The following is a 16,801-nucleotide window of genomic DNA, read 5'->3' on the forward strand; positions in this document are numbered from 1 at the left end:
ATGGCTCAGGTCACCACCACCCTCGCCGATCTGAAGGGTCTCGCCGGCACCGCCGCTCCGGCCGGCGCCTCCGCCGAGGTTGCGGAGCCGAAGCTGGACGCGCAGGGCCGCGCCTACGCCACCGGCAAGCGCAAGGACGCCGTCGCCCGCGTGTGGATCAAGCCGGGCTCCGGCAAGATCACCATCAACGGCCGCGACCAGGAAGTCTACTTCGCCCGTCCCGTGCTGCGCATGATGATCGCCCAGCCGTTCGGCATTGCTGACCGCGTCGGCCAGTACGACGTCGTCGTCACTGTCGCCGGTGGCGGTCTGTCGGGCCAGGCCGGTGCCGTTCGTCACGGCATCTCCAAGGCGCTGACCTACTTCGAGCCGGCCCTGCGTCCGCCGCTGAAGGCCGCCGGCTTCCTGACCCGCGACGCTCGCGTCGTCGAGCGTAAGAAGTACGGCCGCGCCAAGGCCCGCCGCAGCTTCCAGTTCTCGAAGCGCTAAGGCCCTTTCGCGAACTCGCGTCGGTACTGTACAAGCGAGGGGCGTCCCGAAAGGGGCGCCCCTTTCTTTTTTCCTCGCGTCCAACCAGTGCCCCGTTCTCACGGCATCAAGATCAAGGCATCAAGAGGAACACCGTCCATGGCCTACGACAACACCCCCATCCGCGTCGGCATCCTTGGCGCGTCCGGCTACACGGGCGCCGAGCTGGTGCGCATGCTTCTCCGCCATCCCGGCGTCGAGATCTGCGCCCTGACCGCCGAGCGACAGGCGGGCAAGCCCATGGCGGAGGTGTTCCCGCATCTCGGCGGCTACAACCTGCCGGATCTGGTGAAGATCGAGCAGGTGAACTGGGACAAGCTGGACGCCGTCTTCTGCGCGCTGCCGCACGGCACCACGCAGGAGGTCATCGCCGGCCTGCCGCGCGCCCTGAAGGTCGTGGACCTGTCGGCCGACTTCCGGCTGTCCGACCCGGCCGAATACGCGACGTGGTACGGGCATGAGCACCGCGCCGTGGACCTTCAGAAGGAGGTCGCCTACGGCCTGACCGAATTCAACCGGCAGGGCGTGCGCAAGGCCCGCGTGGTCGCCAACCCCGGCTGCTACCCGACCTGCTCGCTGCTGGCCCTGCTGCCGCTGCTGATGGAAGACCTGATCGAGCCGGGCGGGATCATCATCGACGCCAAGTCGGGCGTGTCGGGCGCCGGCCGCGACGCCAAGCAGCAGAACCTCTTCACCGAAGTGTCGGAGGGGCTGAACGCCTACGGCGTCGGCTACCACCGCCACATGCCGGAGATCGAGCAGGAACTGCGCCTTGCCGCCGGCCGGCCGGTTACGGTCAGCTTCACGCCGCACCTCATCCCCATGAACCGGGGCATGATGGCGACGATCTACGTCCGCATGGCCGACGGCGCCAACGCCGACGACCTGCGCGAGGCGCTGGCCAAGCGCTACGCGGAAGAGCCGTTCGTCGGCGTGACCCCGGCCGGCATCGCCCCGGCGACCCGCCACGTCCGCGCGTCCAACCATGCGTTGATGGGCGTGTTCCCCGACCGCACCCCGCGCGGCGCCATCATCGTGTCGGTGATCGACAATCTGGTGAAGGGTGCCTCGGGTCAGGCCATCCAGAACATGAACGTCATGTTCGGTCTGAGCGAGACCGCCGGCCTGGAGCAGGCGCCGCTCTTCCCGTAATCGAGTGAAGAAAGAAAAAACCATGTCCGGCCTGATTCTGCCCTTCAAGGGCACGTCGCCGAAGATCGACGCGAGCGCCTTCATCGCGCCGACCGCCACCGTCATCGGCGACGTGGAGATCGGGCCGGACACGGGCATCTGGTTCGGCTGCGTGGTGCGCGGCGACGTCAACGAGGTCCGCATCGGCGCGCGGACCAACATCCAGGACGGCACCATCATCCACGTCGCCAGCCAAGGGCAGGGCACCTACATCGGCGACGACATCACGGTGGGGCACATGGCCCTGCTGCACGCCTGCACGCTGGAGAGCGGCTGCTTCATCGGCATGAAAGCCTGCCTGATGGACGGAGCCCATGTCGAATCGGGCGCCATGGTGGCGGCGGGCGCGCTGGTCACGCCGGGCAAGCGGGTGAAGGCCGGGCAGCTCTGGGCCGGCAGCCCAGCACGGCCGATCCGCGCGCTGACGGAAAAGGATTTGGCCTTTTTCCCCGTGTCCGCTCGCAATTACGTAAAATTGGCGCAAGCCTATCGGGACGTTTGACCCCTCTGGAATTGTGGTGCATTGGCGCAACAGTGGTGCCGAGCCAGAACGCCTAGGACTTACGGAGGGGATGCCGGAACATCAATCCACACCACATGTTTCGCGATTTGTCACGACGCATGCACGCGGCCTGACCTATCGTTCGTGCGATTCGTCCCCCGCGCGCTACAGCGGCAGGGAAGGGATCTTGAAGGGAGTGGAAAAGATGAACAAGATCATTCGCGCAACCATGGCCACTGTTCCGGCCGCTATCATCGCCTTCGGCCTCGCGGCCGGTGCGCAGGCCCAGCAAGGCATCGGCACCACCGATGTCTGGTGCAACCCCGTGATCGGCTGGGGCAACACCCCGGTCCGTACCGCCAGCGGCGGCTACGCCATCCACCAGGGCAGCTACCCGTGCCCGCCGGCCGCGGCTCCGGCCGTCGCCCCGGCTCCGGCCGCGCGCGCCCAGACCGAATACCTGGTCTTCTTCGACTGGGATAAGTCGAACATCACCCCGGCCGCCGACCGCGTCATCAGCGACGCCGTCGCCGCCATCGGCCGTGGCGCGAACGCCCGCGTCCATGTCATCGGCCACACCGACACCTCGGGCTCGCCGGCCTACAACCAGCGTCTCTCGGTCCGCCGTGCCGACGCGGTGAAGAACTCGCTGGTCGCCAAGGGCATTCCGGCGGCCAACATCACCACCGAAGGCCGTGGCGAGAGCCAGCTGCTGGTCCAGACCGGCCCGAACGTCCGCGAGCCGTCGAACCGTCGTGCGCAGATCCTGCCGCGCGGTGCGAACGCCCCGTCGTCGTAAAGGTCGGATTTCGCTTTAGGCGAAAGGAAAAGGCCCCGGAAATTTCCGGGGCCTTTCTCTTTGAGCGCGGTCCTGATCAGACGATGCGGACCTTGGCGTAGGAGCCGGGCGCCTCGTCCAGCACGGGCAGGCCGCCCTTGCTGGGATCGCGGGCCGGAACCTTGCCTTCGGAGAACTTGCCGACCCACTTGTTCCACTCCGGCCACCAGGAGCCGGGGGTCTGGTCGGCGGTCTTCAGCCAGTCGTCCGAGGTCTTCGGCAGCTTGGCGTTGGTCCAGTAGCAGTACTTCTCGGCGGCCGGCGGGTTGACGACGCCGGCGATGTGGCCGGAGGCCGCCAGCACGAACTTGACCGGGCCGGTGAACAGGTGGGCGCCCATGTAGGTGGACTTCCACGGGGCGATGTGGTCTTCGCGGGCCGACAGGAAGAAGGACGGGGTTTTCACCGCGCGCAGGTCGATCGGAACGCCGCCCAGCGTCACGCCGCCCGGCTGCGCCAGCAGGTTCTTCTGGTACATGTTGCGCAGGTAGAAGCTGTGCATCGCCGCCGGCATGCGGGTGGAATCGCTGTTCCAGTACAGCAGGTCGAACGGGAACGGATCCTTGCCCAGCAGGTAGTTGTTCACCACGAACGACCAGATCAGGTCGTTGGCGCGCAGCATGTTGAAGGTCGTCGCCATCTTCGAGCCATCCAGGTAGCCCTGCTGGGCCATCTGGTTCTCGATCATGGTCAGCTGCTCTTCATCGATGAAGACGGACAGCTCGCCGGCTTCGGTGAAGTCCAGCATGGTGGTGAAGAAGGTCGCCGACTTGATGCGGTCATCCTTCTTGGCCGCCATGTAGGCCAGCGTGGAGGCCAGCAGCGTTCCGCCCAGGCAATAGCCGATGGCGTTCACGTCCTTCTCGCCGGTGATCTTCTCGATGGCGTCCAGCGCGGCCAGCGGGCCTTCGACCATGTAGTCTTCGAAGCCCTTGGCGGCCAGCTGCTCGTCCGGGTTGACCCAGGACAGGACGAAGACCGTGTGGCCCTGGTCCACCGCCCACTTGATGAAGCTGTTCTTCTCGCGCAGATCCAGGATGTAGTACTTGTTGATCCACGGCGGCACGATCATCAGCGGCCGCTTGTTCACTTCCGGCGTCGTCGGGGTGTACTGGATCAGCTGCATCAGGCTGGTCTGGAAGACGACCTTGCCCGGCGTGACCGCGATGTTCTTGCCGACCTGGAAGGCATCGTAGTCGGTCATGGAGATGCGCAGCTCGCCCTTGCCGCGCTCCAGGTCCTTCAGCAGATGCTCAAGGCCCTTCACCAGATTCTCGCCGCCGGTCTCGATGGTCGTGCGCAGCACCTCCGGATTCGTCATGACGAAGTTGGAGGGCGCCATCGCGTCCACGAACTGGCGGGTGTAGAAGTCCACCTTCTTGGCCGTGTGGTCGTCCAGGCCGTCGACCTCGTTCACGGTGGACTGCATCCACCGGGCGCTCAGCAGGTAGGACTGCTTGATGAAGTCGAACAGCGTGTTCTCGTCCCAGGCCGAATCCTTGAAGCGGCGGTCGTCCTTGGCCGGGGCGATGACCGGCTCGGCCTCCTGGCCGAAGAAGCGCTGGGTCGTGCGCTGCCACAGGGTCAGGTAATCCTGCCACAGCGTCATCTGCGCCTTCATCAGCTTGGCCGGGTCGGCCATCATGCGCGTGGTCATTTCCAGGAAGGCATGGCCGACACCCATCGGGTCCGGGTTCTTCGCGCCGACGCCGTCCGCCGCCTGACGCGACAGGAATTCGGTAACCAGGCGCTGGCTCTGCTCGGCGATGCGGGTCATCGCGCGGGACATCTCGACCGGATCGGGGAGCTTGACGTCGGGGGCCTGATTCTCGGCCATGGGGTCGGTCCTTCTTTTTTAGGCGAGTTTAAGCTTCAGGAGGAACGTGCTCAGGTTTATACAAAGCCTGCCGGAAGTCTGAGCGGCGTTCGTGAGCGGTTTAGGCCGGGTTTGTCGATTCCGCAGAACGTCATACACTGGTCGTATGAAGATTTTATTTAGCCTCGTGCAATTCAAGCGGTGCGACGGGGCGGAACATGGGGTTCGCAGCATGGAAAAGGGCATCGGGCGGAATCGGACGACCACGAAGCTATTGGGTGGCATGGGCGGCATCATCTTGGTGGCACTGTCGCTGACGGCGTGCAGCGATCGCGTGCTCGACACCGGCGTCATCGGATCTATCACGGGCGCGCCGTCGCCGCTCAGCGACAATCCGTCGCCCATCCGGGGGTTGAGCGGCGAGAACAAGGAGTATCCGAACCTCGCCTCCGTCCCGCCGCGCCCGACCGATCTGCGCACGGAAGCGCAACGCAAGCAGGACATGGACCGTCTGGCCAAGGATCGGGAGAGCGCGAAGAAGCGCCTGCCCACGCCGGCCGCCGTTCCCCCGAAGCCCGACATCACGCCCGGTAAGCAGGGGTGAGTGCTCCTTGATGCGGGGGCGCCGCCCTTGGGAGCGGAGCGACTGAACCAGACGTCCAGGAGCCTTCCGCCGTCATTCCCGCGAAGGCGGGAATCCAGTGCGGACAAGCACGTCCGTGCGACGTTTTCTGGATCCCCGCCTTCGCGGGGATGACGCATCGGGACGGTTGCTGCCGGCCGGGGGACTTTGTGCACCGTTGTGCAGATTGTGCAGAGATTCGGATCTGCACAACGGCCTGAAACCGAAGAATTCGCTTTTCCGTACAAGGGCTTGCCGCCATTTGTACGTGTGCGTGCGTGTAGCAGAGGCTGCACAATACAGGGGCTTGGCGCAGGACTTCCGTCGGTGAGTTGACGCGGATTCTCGACGAAGGCGGAGCGAACCACGGACGACCCTCTGCGACGACAAGGATGGAAATCCTACCGCTGCTGGTGGTGTTCCGGCAACAGATTTTCGGGTGCGTCCTGCGGGCTTTGTCTCTGCATGACTGATCCGCCCGACGGGCTCGTTGCGGCAAATAGTAAGGCAGCCTTATTATAAGGCATGCTTGATGATGCCCCCCTTGGATTTCTGTTGACCGACAGCGCGCGGCTGCTGCGCGCGCGGTTCGATCGAGCGCTGGAGAATGCGGAACTCGGGCTCACCGCCGGGGAGGCGCGGGCGCTGTTCCATGTCCAGTTTCATGAACCGTCGCGGCAGACCGCCCTGGCGGCGCGCATGGGCGTGGAGCCGATGACGCTGGTCGGGTTCCTCGACCGGCTGGAGGCCGCCGAACTGGTCGTCCGCGAACCGGACCCGACCGACCGCCGCGCCAAGATCGTCCGCCTCACCGAACGGGCCCAGCCCCTGTTGAAACGGGTGATGGAGGTGACGCGCGGGGTGCGCGCGGCGGCCTTGAAGGATTTTTCTCCGGACGAAATCGAAATGTTCAGGGCCATGCTGGCAAGGCTGAGAACGCGTCTGATGGAGGATGAGCACCACGGGGTTGCCCCATGACGCCGGTCATGTCGGAGATGCGCACGGCGATCATCGGGACGCTGATCGTCACGCTGGGACCGCTCAGCCTCGCGCTCTACACGCCGGCCCTGCCGATGCTGGTGGACGCCTTTCACACCACGCCGTCGGCGCTGAAGCTGACGATGACCGTGTATTTCTTCGGTTTCGCCTTCTCCCAGCTGGCCTGCGGGCCGCTGTCGGACGCCTATGGACGGCGACCGGTCGCGATCGGCTTCTTCGTCACCTACGTGCTGGGCAGCGTCTTGGCCGCGCTGTCGAGCGGCGTCGAATTGCTGCTCGTCGGGCGGGCGTTGCAGGGCATCGGGGCGGCGGCGGGCGTGGCGATCTCGCGCGCCATCGTGCGTGACCAGTTCATGGGCCAGGAGTCCGCCCGCATCCTCAACCTGATCGGCCTGATGCTGGCCGTCGTGCCGGCGGTGGCGCCGACGCTGGGCGGGCTGATCCTGGGCGTGGCCGGCTGGCACCCGATCTTTCTCGTCATGACCGCCTACGGCGTCATGGTGCTGGCCGCGTTCGGACTGGGCGTGAAGGAGACCAACGCCAACCGCAATCCCGAGGCATCGCGGCCGGCAACGGTCCTGCGCAATTATGGCGCGCTGCTGAGCGACCGGCGGTTCATGCGGGCGGGCATCGTGCTCGGCATGGCGCTGGGCGGGCTGTACACGCTGGCGGCGCTGCTGCCCTTCGTGATGATCGAGAAGGTCGGTCTGACGCCGACCCAGTTCGGCCTCGCCATGCTGTGGCAGACCGGCGCCTACACGGCGGGCGCGGCGGTGACGGGGCGGCTGCTGCGCCGGGTGGAGGCGTCGCGCCTGATCCCCTTCGGGCTGGCCTTCATCGTCGTCGGCGCGCTGGGCTACGCCGTGGGGCTGCGGGTGCTGCCGGCCACGGTCGTCACGGTCATGCTGCCGATCGCGCTCTGGGCCTTCGGAATCGCGCTGATCATGCCCGGCGGAACCAGCGACGCGCTGGCCGGCTTTCCAAGGATGGCGGGCGCTGCCTCGGCGCTGATCGGCTTCATGCAGATTGGCGGCGGGCTGGCCGGATCGGCGATGGCGGCGCTGCTGTTCGCCGATCCCTACACGGCGATCACGACGATCCTGCCCGGCATGGCCGTGGTGGCGGTGGCCTCGCACCTGCTCCTTCGTGCGCCGGTGACGCGCGCGGAACCCGAGGTAAAGCCCGAACCCGGTGATCTGGAGGTCGCGGTGGACCCGGCCGGGGTGCTGGGCGCCGGCGGCGAGGAGATGGAGGTGTCGCTGCACCGGCCCAAAAACGGTCCCTGAACCGTCGTTTCCGGCCCTTTTCGCGGCCGGATTCGGGCGCAAGTGGTAGGACCGCCGAAAAGCTTGCGCCTCCGCCGCGAAATTTGCCTCGCATCTGCTGAGACGCGGCGGTAGATAGGTGGTCCCGGTCCGCTGGCAATGGGTTCGTGGCGCGGCCGGAACGGCTTCGGAGCGTCCATGAGCGATTCAGAATTCCACCGCATCAAGCGGCTGCCTCCCTACGTTTTCGCCGAAGTGAACGCGATGAAGGCGCGAGCTCGCGCCGCCGGCGAGGACATCATCGACCTCGGCATGGGCAATCCCGACCAGCCCACCCCGCAGCACATCGTGGACAAGCTGATCGAAGCCGTGCGCGATCCCAAGACGCACCGCTATTCGAACTCGCGCGGCATCCCCGGCCTGCGCAAGGCGCACGCGGCCTATTACAAGCGCCGCTTCAACGTGGACATCGATCCGGAGACGGAGTGCATCGTCACCATCGGGTCGAAGGAAGGCCTCGCCAACCTCGCCCAGGCGATCACCAGCCCCGGCGACATCATCCTGGTGCCGAACCCCAGCTACCCGATCCACCCCTTCGGCTTCATCCTGGCCGGCGCGTCGGTGCGCCATCTGCCGGTGGGGCAGGCCAACGGCACCTCCACCGACATCGACAGCTTCATGGTCATGCTGGAGCGCGCCGTGCGCCACAGCGTGCCGAAGCCGCTGGCGCTGGTGCTGAACTACCCGTCCAACCCGACCGCCGAGGTGGTGGGCCTGGACTTCTACCGCCCGATCGTGGAGTTCTGCCGCAAGCACGGCATCTACATCCTGTCGGACCTCGCCTACGCCGAGGTGTTCTTCGACGGCGAGCCGCCCCCGTCCATCCTGGAGATCCCGGAGGCGCGCGAGGTGGCGGTCGAGTTCACCTCCATGTCGAAGACCTACTCGATGGCCGGCTGGCGCATCGGCTTTGCCACTGGCAACAAGAAGCTGATCACCGCTCTGGCGCGCATCAAGTCGTACCTGGACTACGGCGCCTTCACACCGATCCAGGTCGCCGCGACCGCCGCGCTGAACGGCCCGCAGGATTGCGTGGAGCAGGTGCGGACCATGTACCGCCAGCGCCGCGACGTGATGATCGAGGGGCTGGCCGCCGCCGGCTGGGAGGTGCCGAGCCCGGCCGCCTCCATGTTCGCCTGGGCGCCGATCCCGGAACAGTTCGCGCACCTCGGTTCCCTTGAGTTCTCCAAGCTGCTGCTGCAGGAAGCCAAGGTGGCCGTGGCGCCGGGCATCGGCTTCGGCGAGTACGGCGACGGGCACGTCCGTCTGGCGCTGGTGGAGAACGTCCACCGCATCCGTCAGGCGACCCGCAACATCAAGGAGTTCTTCCGCTCCAACGCCGCGGGCGCGGCGGCGAGCAAGGACCCGGCGGCGCGCGCCGCCCTCCTCGAACCGGCGAAAGCGAAATGACGAACGCTCCTCTTAAAATTGCCGTCGCCGGTCTTGGCACGGTTGGCGCCGGTGTCCTGAAGCTCCTCGCCCAGCAGGCCGAGGTCATCGAGCAGCGCTGCGGCCGCCGTATCGAGGTGGTCGCGGTCAGCGCCCGCTCGCGCGGCAAGGATCGCGGCGTCGATCTCTCGGCTGTCGAGTGGTACGACGACCCGGTAAAGCTGGCCGCCCACCCCGGCGTTGACGTGGTGGTCGAACTGATCGGCGGTTCTGAGGGGGCTGCCAAGCAGACGGTCGAAACGGCCCTGGAGCTGGGCCGCCACGTCGTCACCGCCAACAAGGCCCTGCTCGCCCACCACGGCACCGAGCTGGCGCTGAAGGCCGAGGGCAAGGGCCTCGCCGTCGCGTTCGAGGCGGCGGTGGCCGGCGGCATCCCGATCATCAAGGGCCTGCGCGAAGGGCTGGCGGGCAACCGCATCGCCGAGGTGCACGGCATCCTGAACGGGACCTGCAACTACATCCTGACCGAGATGCGCACCACCGGCCGCGAGTTCGCGGACGTGCTGGCCGAGGCGCAGAAGCTGGGCTACGCCGAGGCGGACCCGAGCTTCGACATCGACGGCGTGGATGCGGCGCACAAGCTGGCCGTGCTGACCTCGGTGGCCTTTGGCACGCCGGTGGATTTCCAGAACGTCTATGTCGAGGGCATCCGCCACGTCTCGGCGCTCGACTTCGACTACGCCGACGCGCTTGGCTACCGGATCAAGCTGCTGGGCATTGCGCGGCGCACCGCCACGGGCATCGAGCAGCGCGTGCATCCCTGCATGGTGCCGAAGGCCGCCCCCATCGCGGCGGTGGACGGCGTGTTCAACGCCGTCGTCGCCCAGGGCGACTTCGTTGACCGCGTGCTGTTCGTCGGACGCGGCGCCGGTGCCGGCCCGACTGCCTCGGCCGTCGTCGCCGACCTGATCGACGTGGCGCGCGGCCGTTCCACCCCCACCTTCGGGGTGCCGGCGGCGAGCCTCGCGAAGGCCCAGCCCTCGCCCATGGAGGCCCGTCAGGGGGCGTACTACGTACGCTTGATGGTCGTGGACCGCCCCGGCGTGATAGCCGATATCGCGGCGGCGATGCGCGACCAGAACGTCTCCATGGAGCAGTTCCTGCAGCGCGGCCGTTCGCCGGGCGAAGCCGTGCCGGTGGTTCTGACCACCCACGACACCAACGAGGCGGCCATGCAGCGGGCGCTCGCCACCATCGGCAAGAAAGAGGCCGTGGTCGAGCCGCCGCGCATGATCCGCATCGAGCAGTTTTGATCGAACCATACAAACACCGAGCTAAGATTCGGGGGAGTACACCAATGTCTGTTCATGTCGACCTGTCCGGTATGGACCGGAACCTGGCGCTGGAAGCCGTCCGTGTGACCGAGGCGGCCGCGCTGTCCGCGTCGCTGCTGATGGGTCGCGGCGACGAGAAGCTCGCCGACCAGGCCGCCGTCGACGCCATGCGCCAGGCGCTCAACACGCTGTACATCGACGGCACCGTCGTAATCGGCGAGGGTGAGCGCGACGAGGCGCCGATGCTCTACATCGGCGAGAAGGTCGGCGCCGGTAAGGGGCCAAAGGTGGACATCGCCCTCGACCCGCTGGAAGGCACCACCATCACCGCCAAGGGCGGCCCGAACGCCCTGGCCGTCGTCGCCATGGCCGAGGAGGGCGGCTTCCTGAACGCCCCCGACGTCTACATGGACAAGATCGCCGTCGGCGCCGGCCTGCCGGACCAGCTGGTGGATCTGGACGAGACCCCGGCCAACAACCTGAAGGCTCTCGCCAAGGCCAAGGGCACCGAGGTCGAGGAACTGCTGGTCTGCATTCTCGACCGTCCGCGCCACGCCGAGCTGATCGCCCGCGTGCGCGAGGCCGGTGCGCGCATCATGCTGATCTCCGACGGCGATGTGTCGGGCGTGATCGCCACCAGCCAGCTGGGCACCGGCGTTGACATGTATGTCGGCTCCGGCGGCGCGCCGGAAGGCGTTCTCGCCGCCGCCGCCCTGCGTTGCATCGGCGGCCAGTTCCAGGGCCGTCTGCTGTTCCGCAACGACGACGAGAAGGCCCGCGCCGCCAAGTGGGGCGTGACCGACCTGAACAAGAAGTACAGCCTGCACGAGCTGGCCCGTGGCAACGTCATGTTCGCCGCCACCGGCGTGACCGATGGCGCCATGCTGAAGGGCGTCCGCCGCTTCGCCGGTGGCGCCACCACCCACTCGGTCATCATGCGCTCCAAGTCGGGCACGGTCCGCTACATCGAGGCGCACCACAACCTGAACCGCAAGCCGGGCGTGAAGTAAGCTGTTGTGAGAGAAGAGGCGAGGGGACACCGTCCCCTCGCGCTCCTCCGTTGAGTTCTCGTCCCGTTCACGGTACGGTGCCCGTCATCAAGCGCCGGAGTGCGCCCGCTCACAGTTTCAGCTATGTCATTCACGCATGGCGAGCGGGAGTGTTCACACACGGTCAATGCACAACGTATGTGGGCGTATAGATCCCCGCAACGTTTTGGCCAAACAGCGAAAATCGCCCATTCGCGCCATTGTGCAGAGTCCACGGACTGCACAATCCGCACAACGATGCACAATTGCGCCCATGCATCTTGTGCATGCCTTCTGATGCGCTCCTTGTCACGCTCCCGCCCCTAGCCCGCGCTTCGCGTCATCTGCTATGGGTTCGGCCCCCGACCGTGGCACCATGGGCAGCATGACCGACACGCCTCCCGCATTTCTGAACGTCGCCAATTCCCTGTCCGGAAAGCGCTGGCAGGCGCGTCCCTGCGACGAGCGGCTGGCCTGGGCCCTGGCGCAGGGGCGGGGACTGCCGGAGATCGTCGGGCGCGTGCTCGCCGCGCGCGGCGTGACGGAGGACGCGTGCGACGCCTTCCTGAACCCGACCCTGAAGGCGCTTCTTCCCGACCCCTCCCGCTTCAAGGACATGGACACCGCCGCGTCGCGCATCGCCCGCGCGATCCAGGACGGGGAGCCGGTCGCCGTCTTCGGCGACTACGACGTGGACGGGGCGACCTCCTCCGCCGTGCTGCGCCGGTTCTTCCGGGCGGTGGGCGCCGACCTCCGCATCTACGTTCCCGATCGGATCAAGGAAGGCTACGGCCCGAACGCGCCAGCCCTGCTGCGGCTGAAGGCCGAGGGCGTGCGGCTGGTGGTGACTGTGGACTGCGGCGTCTCCGCCTTCGCGGCGCTGGAGGCGGCGGCCGACGCGGGGCTGGAGGTTGTCGTGCTGGACCACCACGCGGCGGAACCCCGGCTGCCCCCGGCCGTGGCGCTGGTCAACCCGAACCGGTTGGACGAGGACGGCGCCTACCGCACGCTCTGCGCGGCCGGAGTGACCTTTCTGACCGTGGTGGCGGTGAACCGCGCCCTGCGCAACGCCGGCTTCTACAAGGACCGGCCCGAGCCGAACCTGATGGACTGGCTGGATCTCGTGGCGCTGGGCACGGTGTGCGACGTGGTGCCCCTGACGGGGCTGAACCGCGCGCTGGTGGCGCAGGGGCTGAAGGTGATGGCCCGCCGCAGCAATCCCGGCCTCGCGGCGCTGGCCGACGTCGTGGCGCTGAAGGAAAAGCCGGACGCCTACCATGTCGGCTACGTGCTCGGGCCGCGCGTGAACGCGGGCGGGCGCGTCGGCGCCTCCGACCTCGGCGCCCGGCTGCTGTCCACCGACGATCCCATTGAGGCGATGGACCTCGCCCAAAAGCTGGAAGCCCACAACGCCGAGCGCCGCGCGGTGGAGCAGGGCGTTCTCGACGACGCGCTGGCGCGGGTTCAGGAGCAGGCGGATAGGGAGGCCGAACTGGTCTTCGTGGCAGGGGAGGGCTGGCACCCCGGCGTCATCGGCATCGTCGCGAGCCGCTTGAAGGAGCGCTACAGCCGCCCGGCCTGCGTGATCGCGCTGGAGCAGGGGGCGGACGGCACCGTGATCGGCAAGGCGTCGGGCCGCTCGGTGCGCGGCGTGGACCTGGGCGCCGCGGTGATCGCGGCGCGCCAGGAAGGCCTTCTGCTGGCCGGTGGCGGGCATCGCATGGCAGCGGGCTTCACGGTGGCCGGCGACAAGCTGGAGGCCCTGCGCGCGTTCCTGACCGGCCGCATCGCCGAACAGGTGGCGGCGGCCCCACTGGTACCGACGCTGGAACTGGACGGCGCATTGGCTGTGGGAGCGGCGACGCCGGCTCTGGTGGACACACTGAACAAGCTGGGTCCTTTCGGCACCGGCAACGCCGAACCGCGCTTTGCCCTGACCGACGCGCGCGTGGTGCGCGCCGACGTGGTGGGTGCGAACCACGTGCGCTGCATTCTGCAAGGCAACGACGGCAGCCGGCTGAAGGCCATCGCCTTCCGCGCGCTGGACAGCGAGTTGGGCAAGGCGCTGCTGATGGGGCGGGGCACGCCCTTCCACATCGCCGGCGTTCTGCGCATCGACCGGTGGAACGGGTCGGAGGGCGTGCAGCTTCTGATCGACGACGCGGCGCCCTCGCAAGCCGCGTAAAAGCAAGCATTTTCAGCGCATGCGGGGCATGTCCGGACGTTCGCAGAAAAAGTCGGAAAAAAGGCTTGCACTCTCCCCGTCCGACGTTTAGAAACCCGCCCACGCCAACGACGTCCCCATCGTCTAGAGGCCTAGGACACCGCCCTTTCACGGCGGCGACAGGGGTTCGAATCCCCTTGGGGACGCCACTCTCCTTGAGTGTGGCTAAGGAATTGAAAAATGCTCAGCTTTTTAGCTGGGCCTTTTTCGTTTCCACGCAGGTTTTCCACACAGGTCCGAGCCTCGACCCAAAAGCCCCAGGCCAAAGCCTGAGGGCAATCTGGTTTACCGCGCTGAAGGCATCCGTAGCGTGTTCAGGCGGTTCATCTGCTCTTGATGGTCCGCTTCCCGGAACTCAGGCCACTCCTGCATAAGCGTCTGTTTCGCCGCTTCGGTATCTGGTCAGGATGTCCGTGACCACCTGAGTGCGGGAACCGTCATAGTTCTCATTCCCGTCCGTCATCGTCTCCCAGGTCGGGCTTGTGATGAGCCCTTCCAAAGCTTCCTTGACGGTCTTCCCGCCGATCCGCATCGTCCCCGTCAACTCCATCCACCGATCATAGGCGGACTGTTCCCGCTCTCCGTTGCCCCTGCGGATGTCCGTCAGGTCAACATTGCCCAACTTGGTCGGTGGTGGACGGAAGCCCCTGAAGTTGACCATCGCCAACCGTGCAAGCTCATCCGCAACGCCGTCCTGCCTCCACTCGGAGTGAGCGAAGGGGGACAACCAATCCGGACCCCATGCCTTGGTGACCTTCAGGGGTTCCCCCAGGACGTTCCTGCGGGGGTCTAGCTGGGTGGTGTAGCCGGGGATTTTCGCCATGAGGGCGTCCATAACGGAGCGCACCTCCCGTAGCTCGTCATCTTCCCGGAAGCTGTTCACGGCTGCCGGAACATGCGAGGCGATAAAGTCCCCCATGTACGGCCCCATGGGCTTGTCGGGCGCGGCCAGGGCTTCCACCGTGCGGGCCAAGCCTTGGAAGTAGGTCTGGCTGCTGAGGTTCTTGGCAACAGCCGCGACCATCGCCGCCGCCACCTCCTCGGTCTCCCTCTTCCCAAGCTGAGAGGACACCTCGGCATAATCCGCCGCCAACCCCAGGACCATCCCGAAGGGATCAAGGCGGTTGTAACCGACATACTCAACCGTGCCGTCCTCATGGGTGACGACAACGGAATAGGGCTTCCATCCCGTAGCTTCCAGTTGGGCGCGCTGGTGCCGGTCCTGGGGGCCTCCTCCGGTGATCCGGTCGCTGTAGGCAAGGTCAACCGCAGAGACCCACGCGGCGGCCCCCAGGATGAGCCGCCCGGTCGCGAGGCATGCCCTCTCCCCACCCGCCTGGATGTCGGTCCAGAACTGGCGACGGGTCAGGGCCAGTGGCGAACGGTCCCAGACGAACCGGGCAACGTTGGTCGGGCTGCGGATGAAGGGCAGGACAGCGCGGAGGTAGGGCACCTTGACCACGTTGTCCTGAAGGACTTCGCTGAGGGTGGGGCCGCCATACCAAGTGTCCGCTTTCAGGTCTTGGGTGAAGGTCACTTCAGGGGCGTACTGAAGGGCCACCTTGTCCGCCGCCTTGCCGTCACCGTCGAAGGCAGCCGCAAGCCGGTCCTCAATGAACTTCGCCCGTTGCTCCTTGGGCTTCTGCGCAGCTTCCGCCAAAGCATCGGCATAAGTGCCCCTAACAAAAAATGCGGATCGCTGTTGAGGAGGGCATGGCCGCCCCTCTTCTTCCCGACCGTCTGTGGTCGCTCATCGAACCGTTGCTCCCCCCAGAGAAGCCGGAGGGGAGTCGCGGCCGCCCGCCGGTGGGAAACCGTGAGGCGCTCACCGGCCTCCTGCCTGTGCTCTTGCAGGAGTTGGCGTGGGCCAAGCGCATTGACTGGAGCCGGGCGGCACTGGACCGCGCCAGCCTCCCGGCAAAAGGGGGGCCAGGAGACCGGCCCGAACCCAACCGACCGCGGGCGTCCCGGCACCAAGCGTCACGTCCTCACCGACTGCAACGGCACTCCGCTGGCCATCCGCCTGACCGGGGCCAAAACCGCCACGACTCCACCATGGTGGAAACCCTGCTGGACGCCGCGCCCCCGCTCCAAGGCCCGCGCGGGCGGCCCCGCCGCCGGCCCGGCAAGCTGCACGCCGACAAAGCCTACGATCACCAGCGCTGCCGGCGCGAGTGCCGCGAGTGCAACGTTATCCCCCGTATCGCCCAACGTGGCATCGAGAGCAGCGAGCGCCTGGGCCGGCACCGCTGGGTGGTCGAGCGCACACTCGCCTGGTTCGCCCGCTTCCGCCGCCTCACCGTCCGCTACGAGCGCCGCGCCGACATCCATCAGGCCTTCTCAACCTTGGCCTGCGCACTCATCGCCTTCAAACAGATCCAGCGGTTCTGTTAGATGCGGTAATCGAGCCTGGGTTCTGCCGCGGAGGAACAAGCGGCGGCCTCTCACGCTGATGGAGGAAGCGGGGGCTGAGCGGGTCGGCCCCAAGCATGGGAGCGAGGCGAGCCATGGACTACTACGCTGGGATCGACGTGTCTCTGGATCAGTGCAGTGTCTGCGTGGTGGACGGAAGCGGGCAAATCGTCCGCGAACTCAAGGTAAGCAGCGATCCCGACGCGCTGGTGGGGTTCTTCACGGCGGCCGGGGTGAAATTGGCCCGTGTTGGCTTGGAAGCTGGTCCGCTGTCGCAATGGCCGCACGATGGCCTCATCAAAGCGGGCATGCCCGCCATGCTGATCGAGACGCGCCACGTGAAAGCGGCACTGTCCGCCATGACGGTGAAGACGGACCGGAACGACGCCCGCGGCATCGCGCAGCTGATCCGGATGGGCTGGTTCCGGCCGGTCCACGCCAAGGCGCTGCCAGCCCAGGAAGTGCGAGCCCTGCTGACCGCCCGCAAGCAGTTGCAGAGCTTCGGGCTGAAGATCGGAATGGTGGGCAAGGCCGCCTTCGCGGCCCGTGTTCGGGAACTGGTCCATGGCCAGCCGACCCTGGAACGCGTGGTC

14 protein-coding genes, 1 tRNA gene and 1 pseudogene are annotated in these 16,801 nt (G+C 66.9%); 14 read left to right on the plus strand and 2 right to left on the minus strand.

Annotated features, from left to right (window positions below):
* The 4 genes from rpsI (at position 1) to J2852_RS25945 (ending at position 3,020) form a co-directional block, all read left to right on the plus strand.
* Positions 1–489: a 30S ribosomal protein S9 gene (rpsI, locus tag J2852_RS25930; protein ID WP_246499986.1), complete on the plus strand. Its 489-nt coding sequence runs from the start codon at positions 1–3 to the stop codon at positions 487–489.
* 138 nt (positions 490–627) lie between these two features.
* Positions 628–1,680: an N-acetyl-gamma-glutamyl-phosphate reductase gene (gene argC / locus J2852_RS25935; protein ID WP_209881276.1), complete on the plus strand. Its 1,053-nt coding sequence runs from the start codon at positions 628–630 to the stop codon at positions 1,678–1,680.
* A gap of 22 nt (positions 1,681–1,702) precedes the next feature.
* A complete protein-coding gene (locus J2852_RS25940) occupies positions 1,703–2,221 on the plus strand; it encodes a gamma carbonic anhydrase family protein (RefSeq protein WP_209881278.1) in 519 nt (172 codons plus the stop codon).
* A 205-nt stretch (positions 2,222–2,426) separates the two neighbouring features.
* Positions 2,427–3,020 (plus strand): OmpA family protein, encoded by a 594-nt coding sequence (locus J2852_RS25945; RefSeq protein ID WP_209881279.1) that lies wholly within the window; start codon positions 2,427–2,429, stop codon positions 3,018–3,020.
* A gap of 76 nt (positions 3,021–3,096) precedes the next feature.
* Here the strand turns inward: J2852_RS25945 and J2852_RS25950 are convergent, their stop codons facing one another.
* Positions 3,097–4,896, minus strand: coding sequence for a PHA/PHB synthase family protein (locus J2852_RS25950; RefSeq protein ID WP_209881281.1), 1,800 nt, complete (start codon positions 4,894–4,896; stop codon positions 3,097–3,099).
* Between the two features lie 211 nt (positions 4,897–5,107).
* On the opposite strand from J2852_RS25950, the gene J2852_RS25955 reads away from it, so the two are divergent.
* The 8 genes from J2852_RS25955 to J2852_RS25990 all read left to right on the plus strand — a co-directional run bounded on the left by J2852_RS25955 (position 5,108) and on the right by J2852_RS25990 (position 13,945).
* The gene (locus tag J2852_RS25955; protein ID WP_209881283.1) at positions 5,108–5,479 is read left to right on the plus strand and encodes a hypothetical protein; all 372 of its coding nucleotides are present in this window, start codon (positions 5,108–5,110) and stop codon (positions 5,477–5,479) included.
* A gap of 573 nt (positions 5,480–6,052) precedes the next feature.
* A complete protein-coding gene (locus J2852_RS25960) occupies positions 6,053–6,475 on the plus strand; it encodes a MarR family winged helix-turn-helix transcriptional regulator (protein ID WP_246499987.1) in 423 nt (140 codons plus the stop codon).
* Positions 6,472–7,782, plus strand: coding sequence for a multidrug effflux MFS transporter (locus J2852_RS25965; RefSeq protein WP_209881287.1), 1,311 nt, complete (start codon positions 6,472–6,474; stop codon positions 7,780–7,782). The genes J2852_RS25960 and J2852_RS25965 overlap by 4 nt, the downstream gene beginning before the upstream one ends.
* Before the next feature lie 177 nt (positions 7,783–7,959).
* Complete coding sequence (locus J2852_RS25970; RefSeq protein ID WP_209881289.1) at positions 7,960–9,231, plus strand: LL-diaminopimelate aminotransferase; 1,272 nt, start codon at positions 7,960–7,962, stop codon at positions 9,229–9,231.
* Positions 9,228–10,523 (plus strand): homoserine dehydrogenase, encoded by a 1,296-nt coding sequence (locus J2852_RS25975; protein ID WP_209881291.1) that lies wholly within the window; start codon positions 9,228–9,230, stop codon positions 10,521–10,523. The genes J2852_RS25970 and J2852_RS25975 overlap by 4 nt, the downstream gene beginning before the upstream one ends.
* A 44-nt stretch (positions 10,524–10,567) precedes the next feature.
* Positions 10,568–11,554, plus strand: coding sequence for a class II fructose-bisphosphatase (gene glpX, locus J2852_RS25980; protein ID WP_209881293.1), 987 nt, complete (start codon positions 10,568–10,570; stop codon positions 11,552–11,554).
* A gap of 403 nt (positions 11,555–11,957) precedes the next feature.
* Positions 11,958–13,757: a single-stranded-DNA-specific exonuclease RecJ gene (gene recJ / locus J2852_RS25985; RefSeq protein WP_209881308.1), complete on the plus strand. Its 1,800-nt coding sequence runs from the start codon at positions 11,958–11,960 to the stop codon at positions 13,755–13,757.
* Positions 13,758–13,869: 112 nt separating this feature from the next.
* Positions 13,870–13,945, plus strand: a tRNA-Glu gene (locus J2852_RS25990).
* A 206-nt stretch (positions 13,946–14,151) separates the two neighbouring features.
* Here J2852_RS25990 and J2852_RS25995 read toward each other — a convergent pair.
* Positions 14,152–15,456 (minus strand): hypothetical protein, encoded by a 1,305-nt coding sequence (locus J2852_RS25995; RefSeq protein WP_209881295.1) that lies wholly within the window; start codon positions 15,454–15,456, stop codon positions 14,152–14,154.
* 53 nt (positions 15,457–15,509) lie between these two features.
* On the opposite strand from J2852_RS25995, the pseudogene J2852_RS26000 reads away from it, so the two are divergent.
* Both J2852_RS26000 and J2852_RS26005 read left to right on the plus strand, forming a co-directional pair.
* Positions 15,510–16,190 (plus strand): annotated as a pseudogene (locus J2852_RS26000) (IS5 family transposase).
* Positions 16,191–16,303: 113 nt separating this feature from the next.
* On the plus strand, positions 16,304–16,801 hold a 498-nt coding region (locus J2852_RS26005), incomplete at its 3' end, for an IS110 family transposase (RefSeq protein WP_209881297.1).

Origin of the sequence: Azospirillum soli, assembly GCF_017876165.1 — a bacterium.
In the GTDB taxonomy this organism is placed as follows: domain Bacteria; phylum Pseudomonadota; class Alphaproteobacteria; order Azospirillales; family Azospirillaceae; genus Azospirillum; species Azospirillum soli.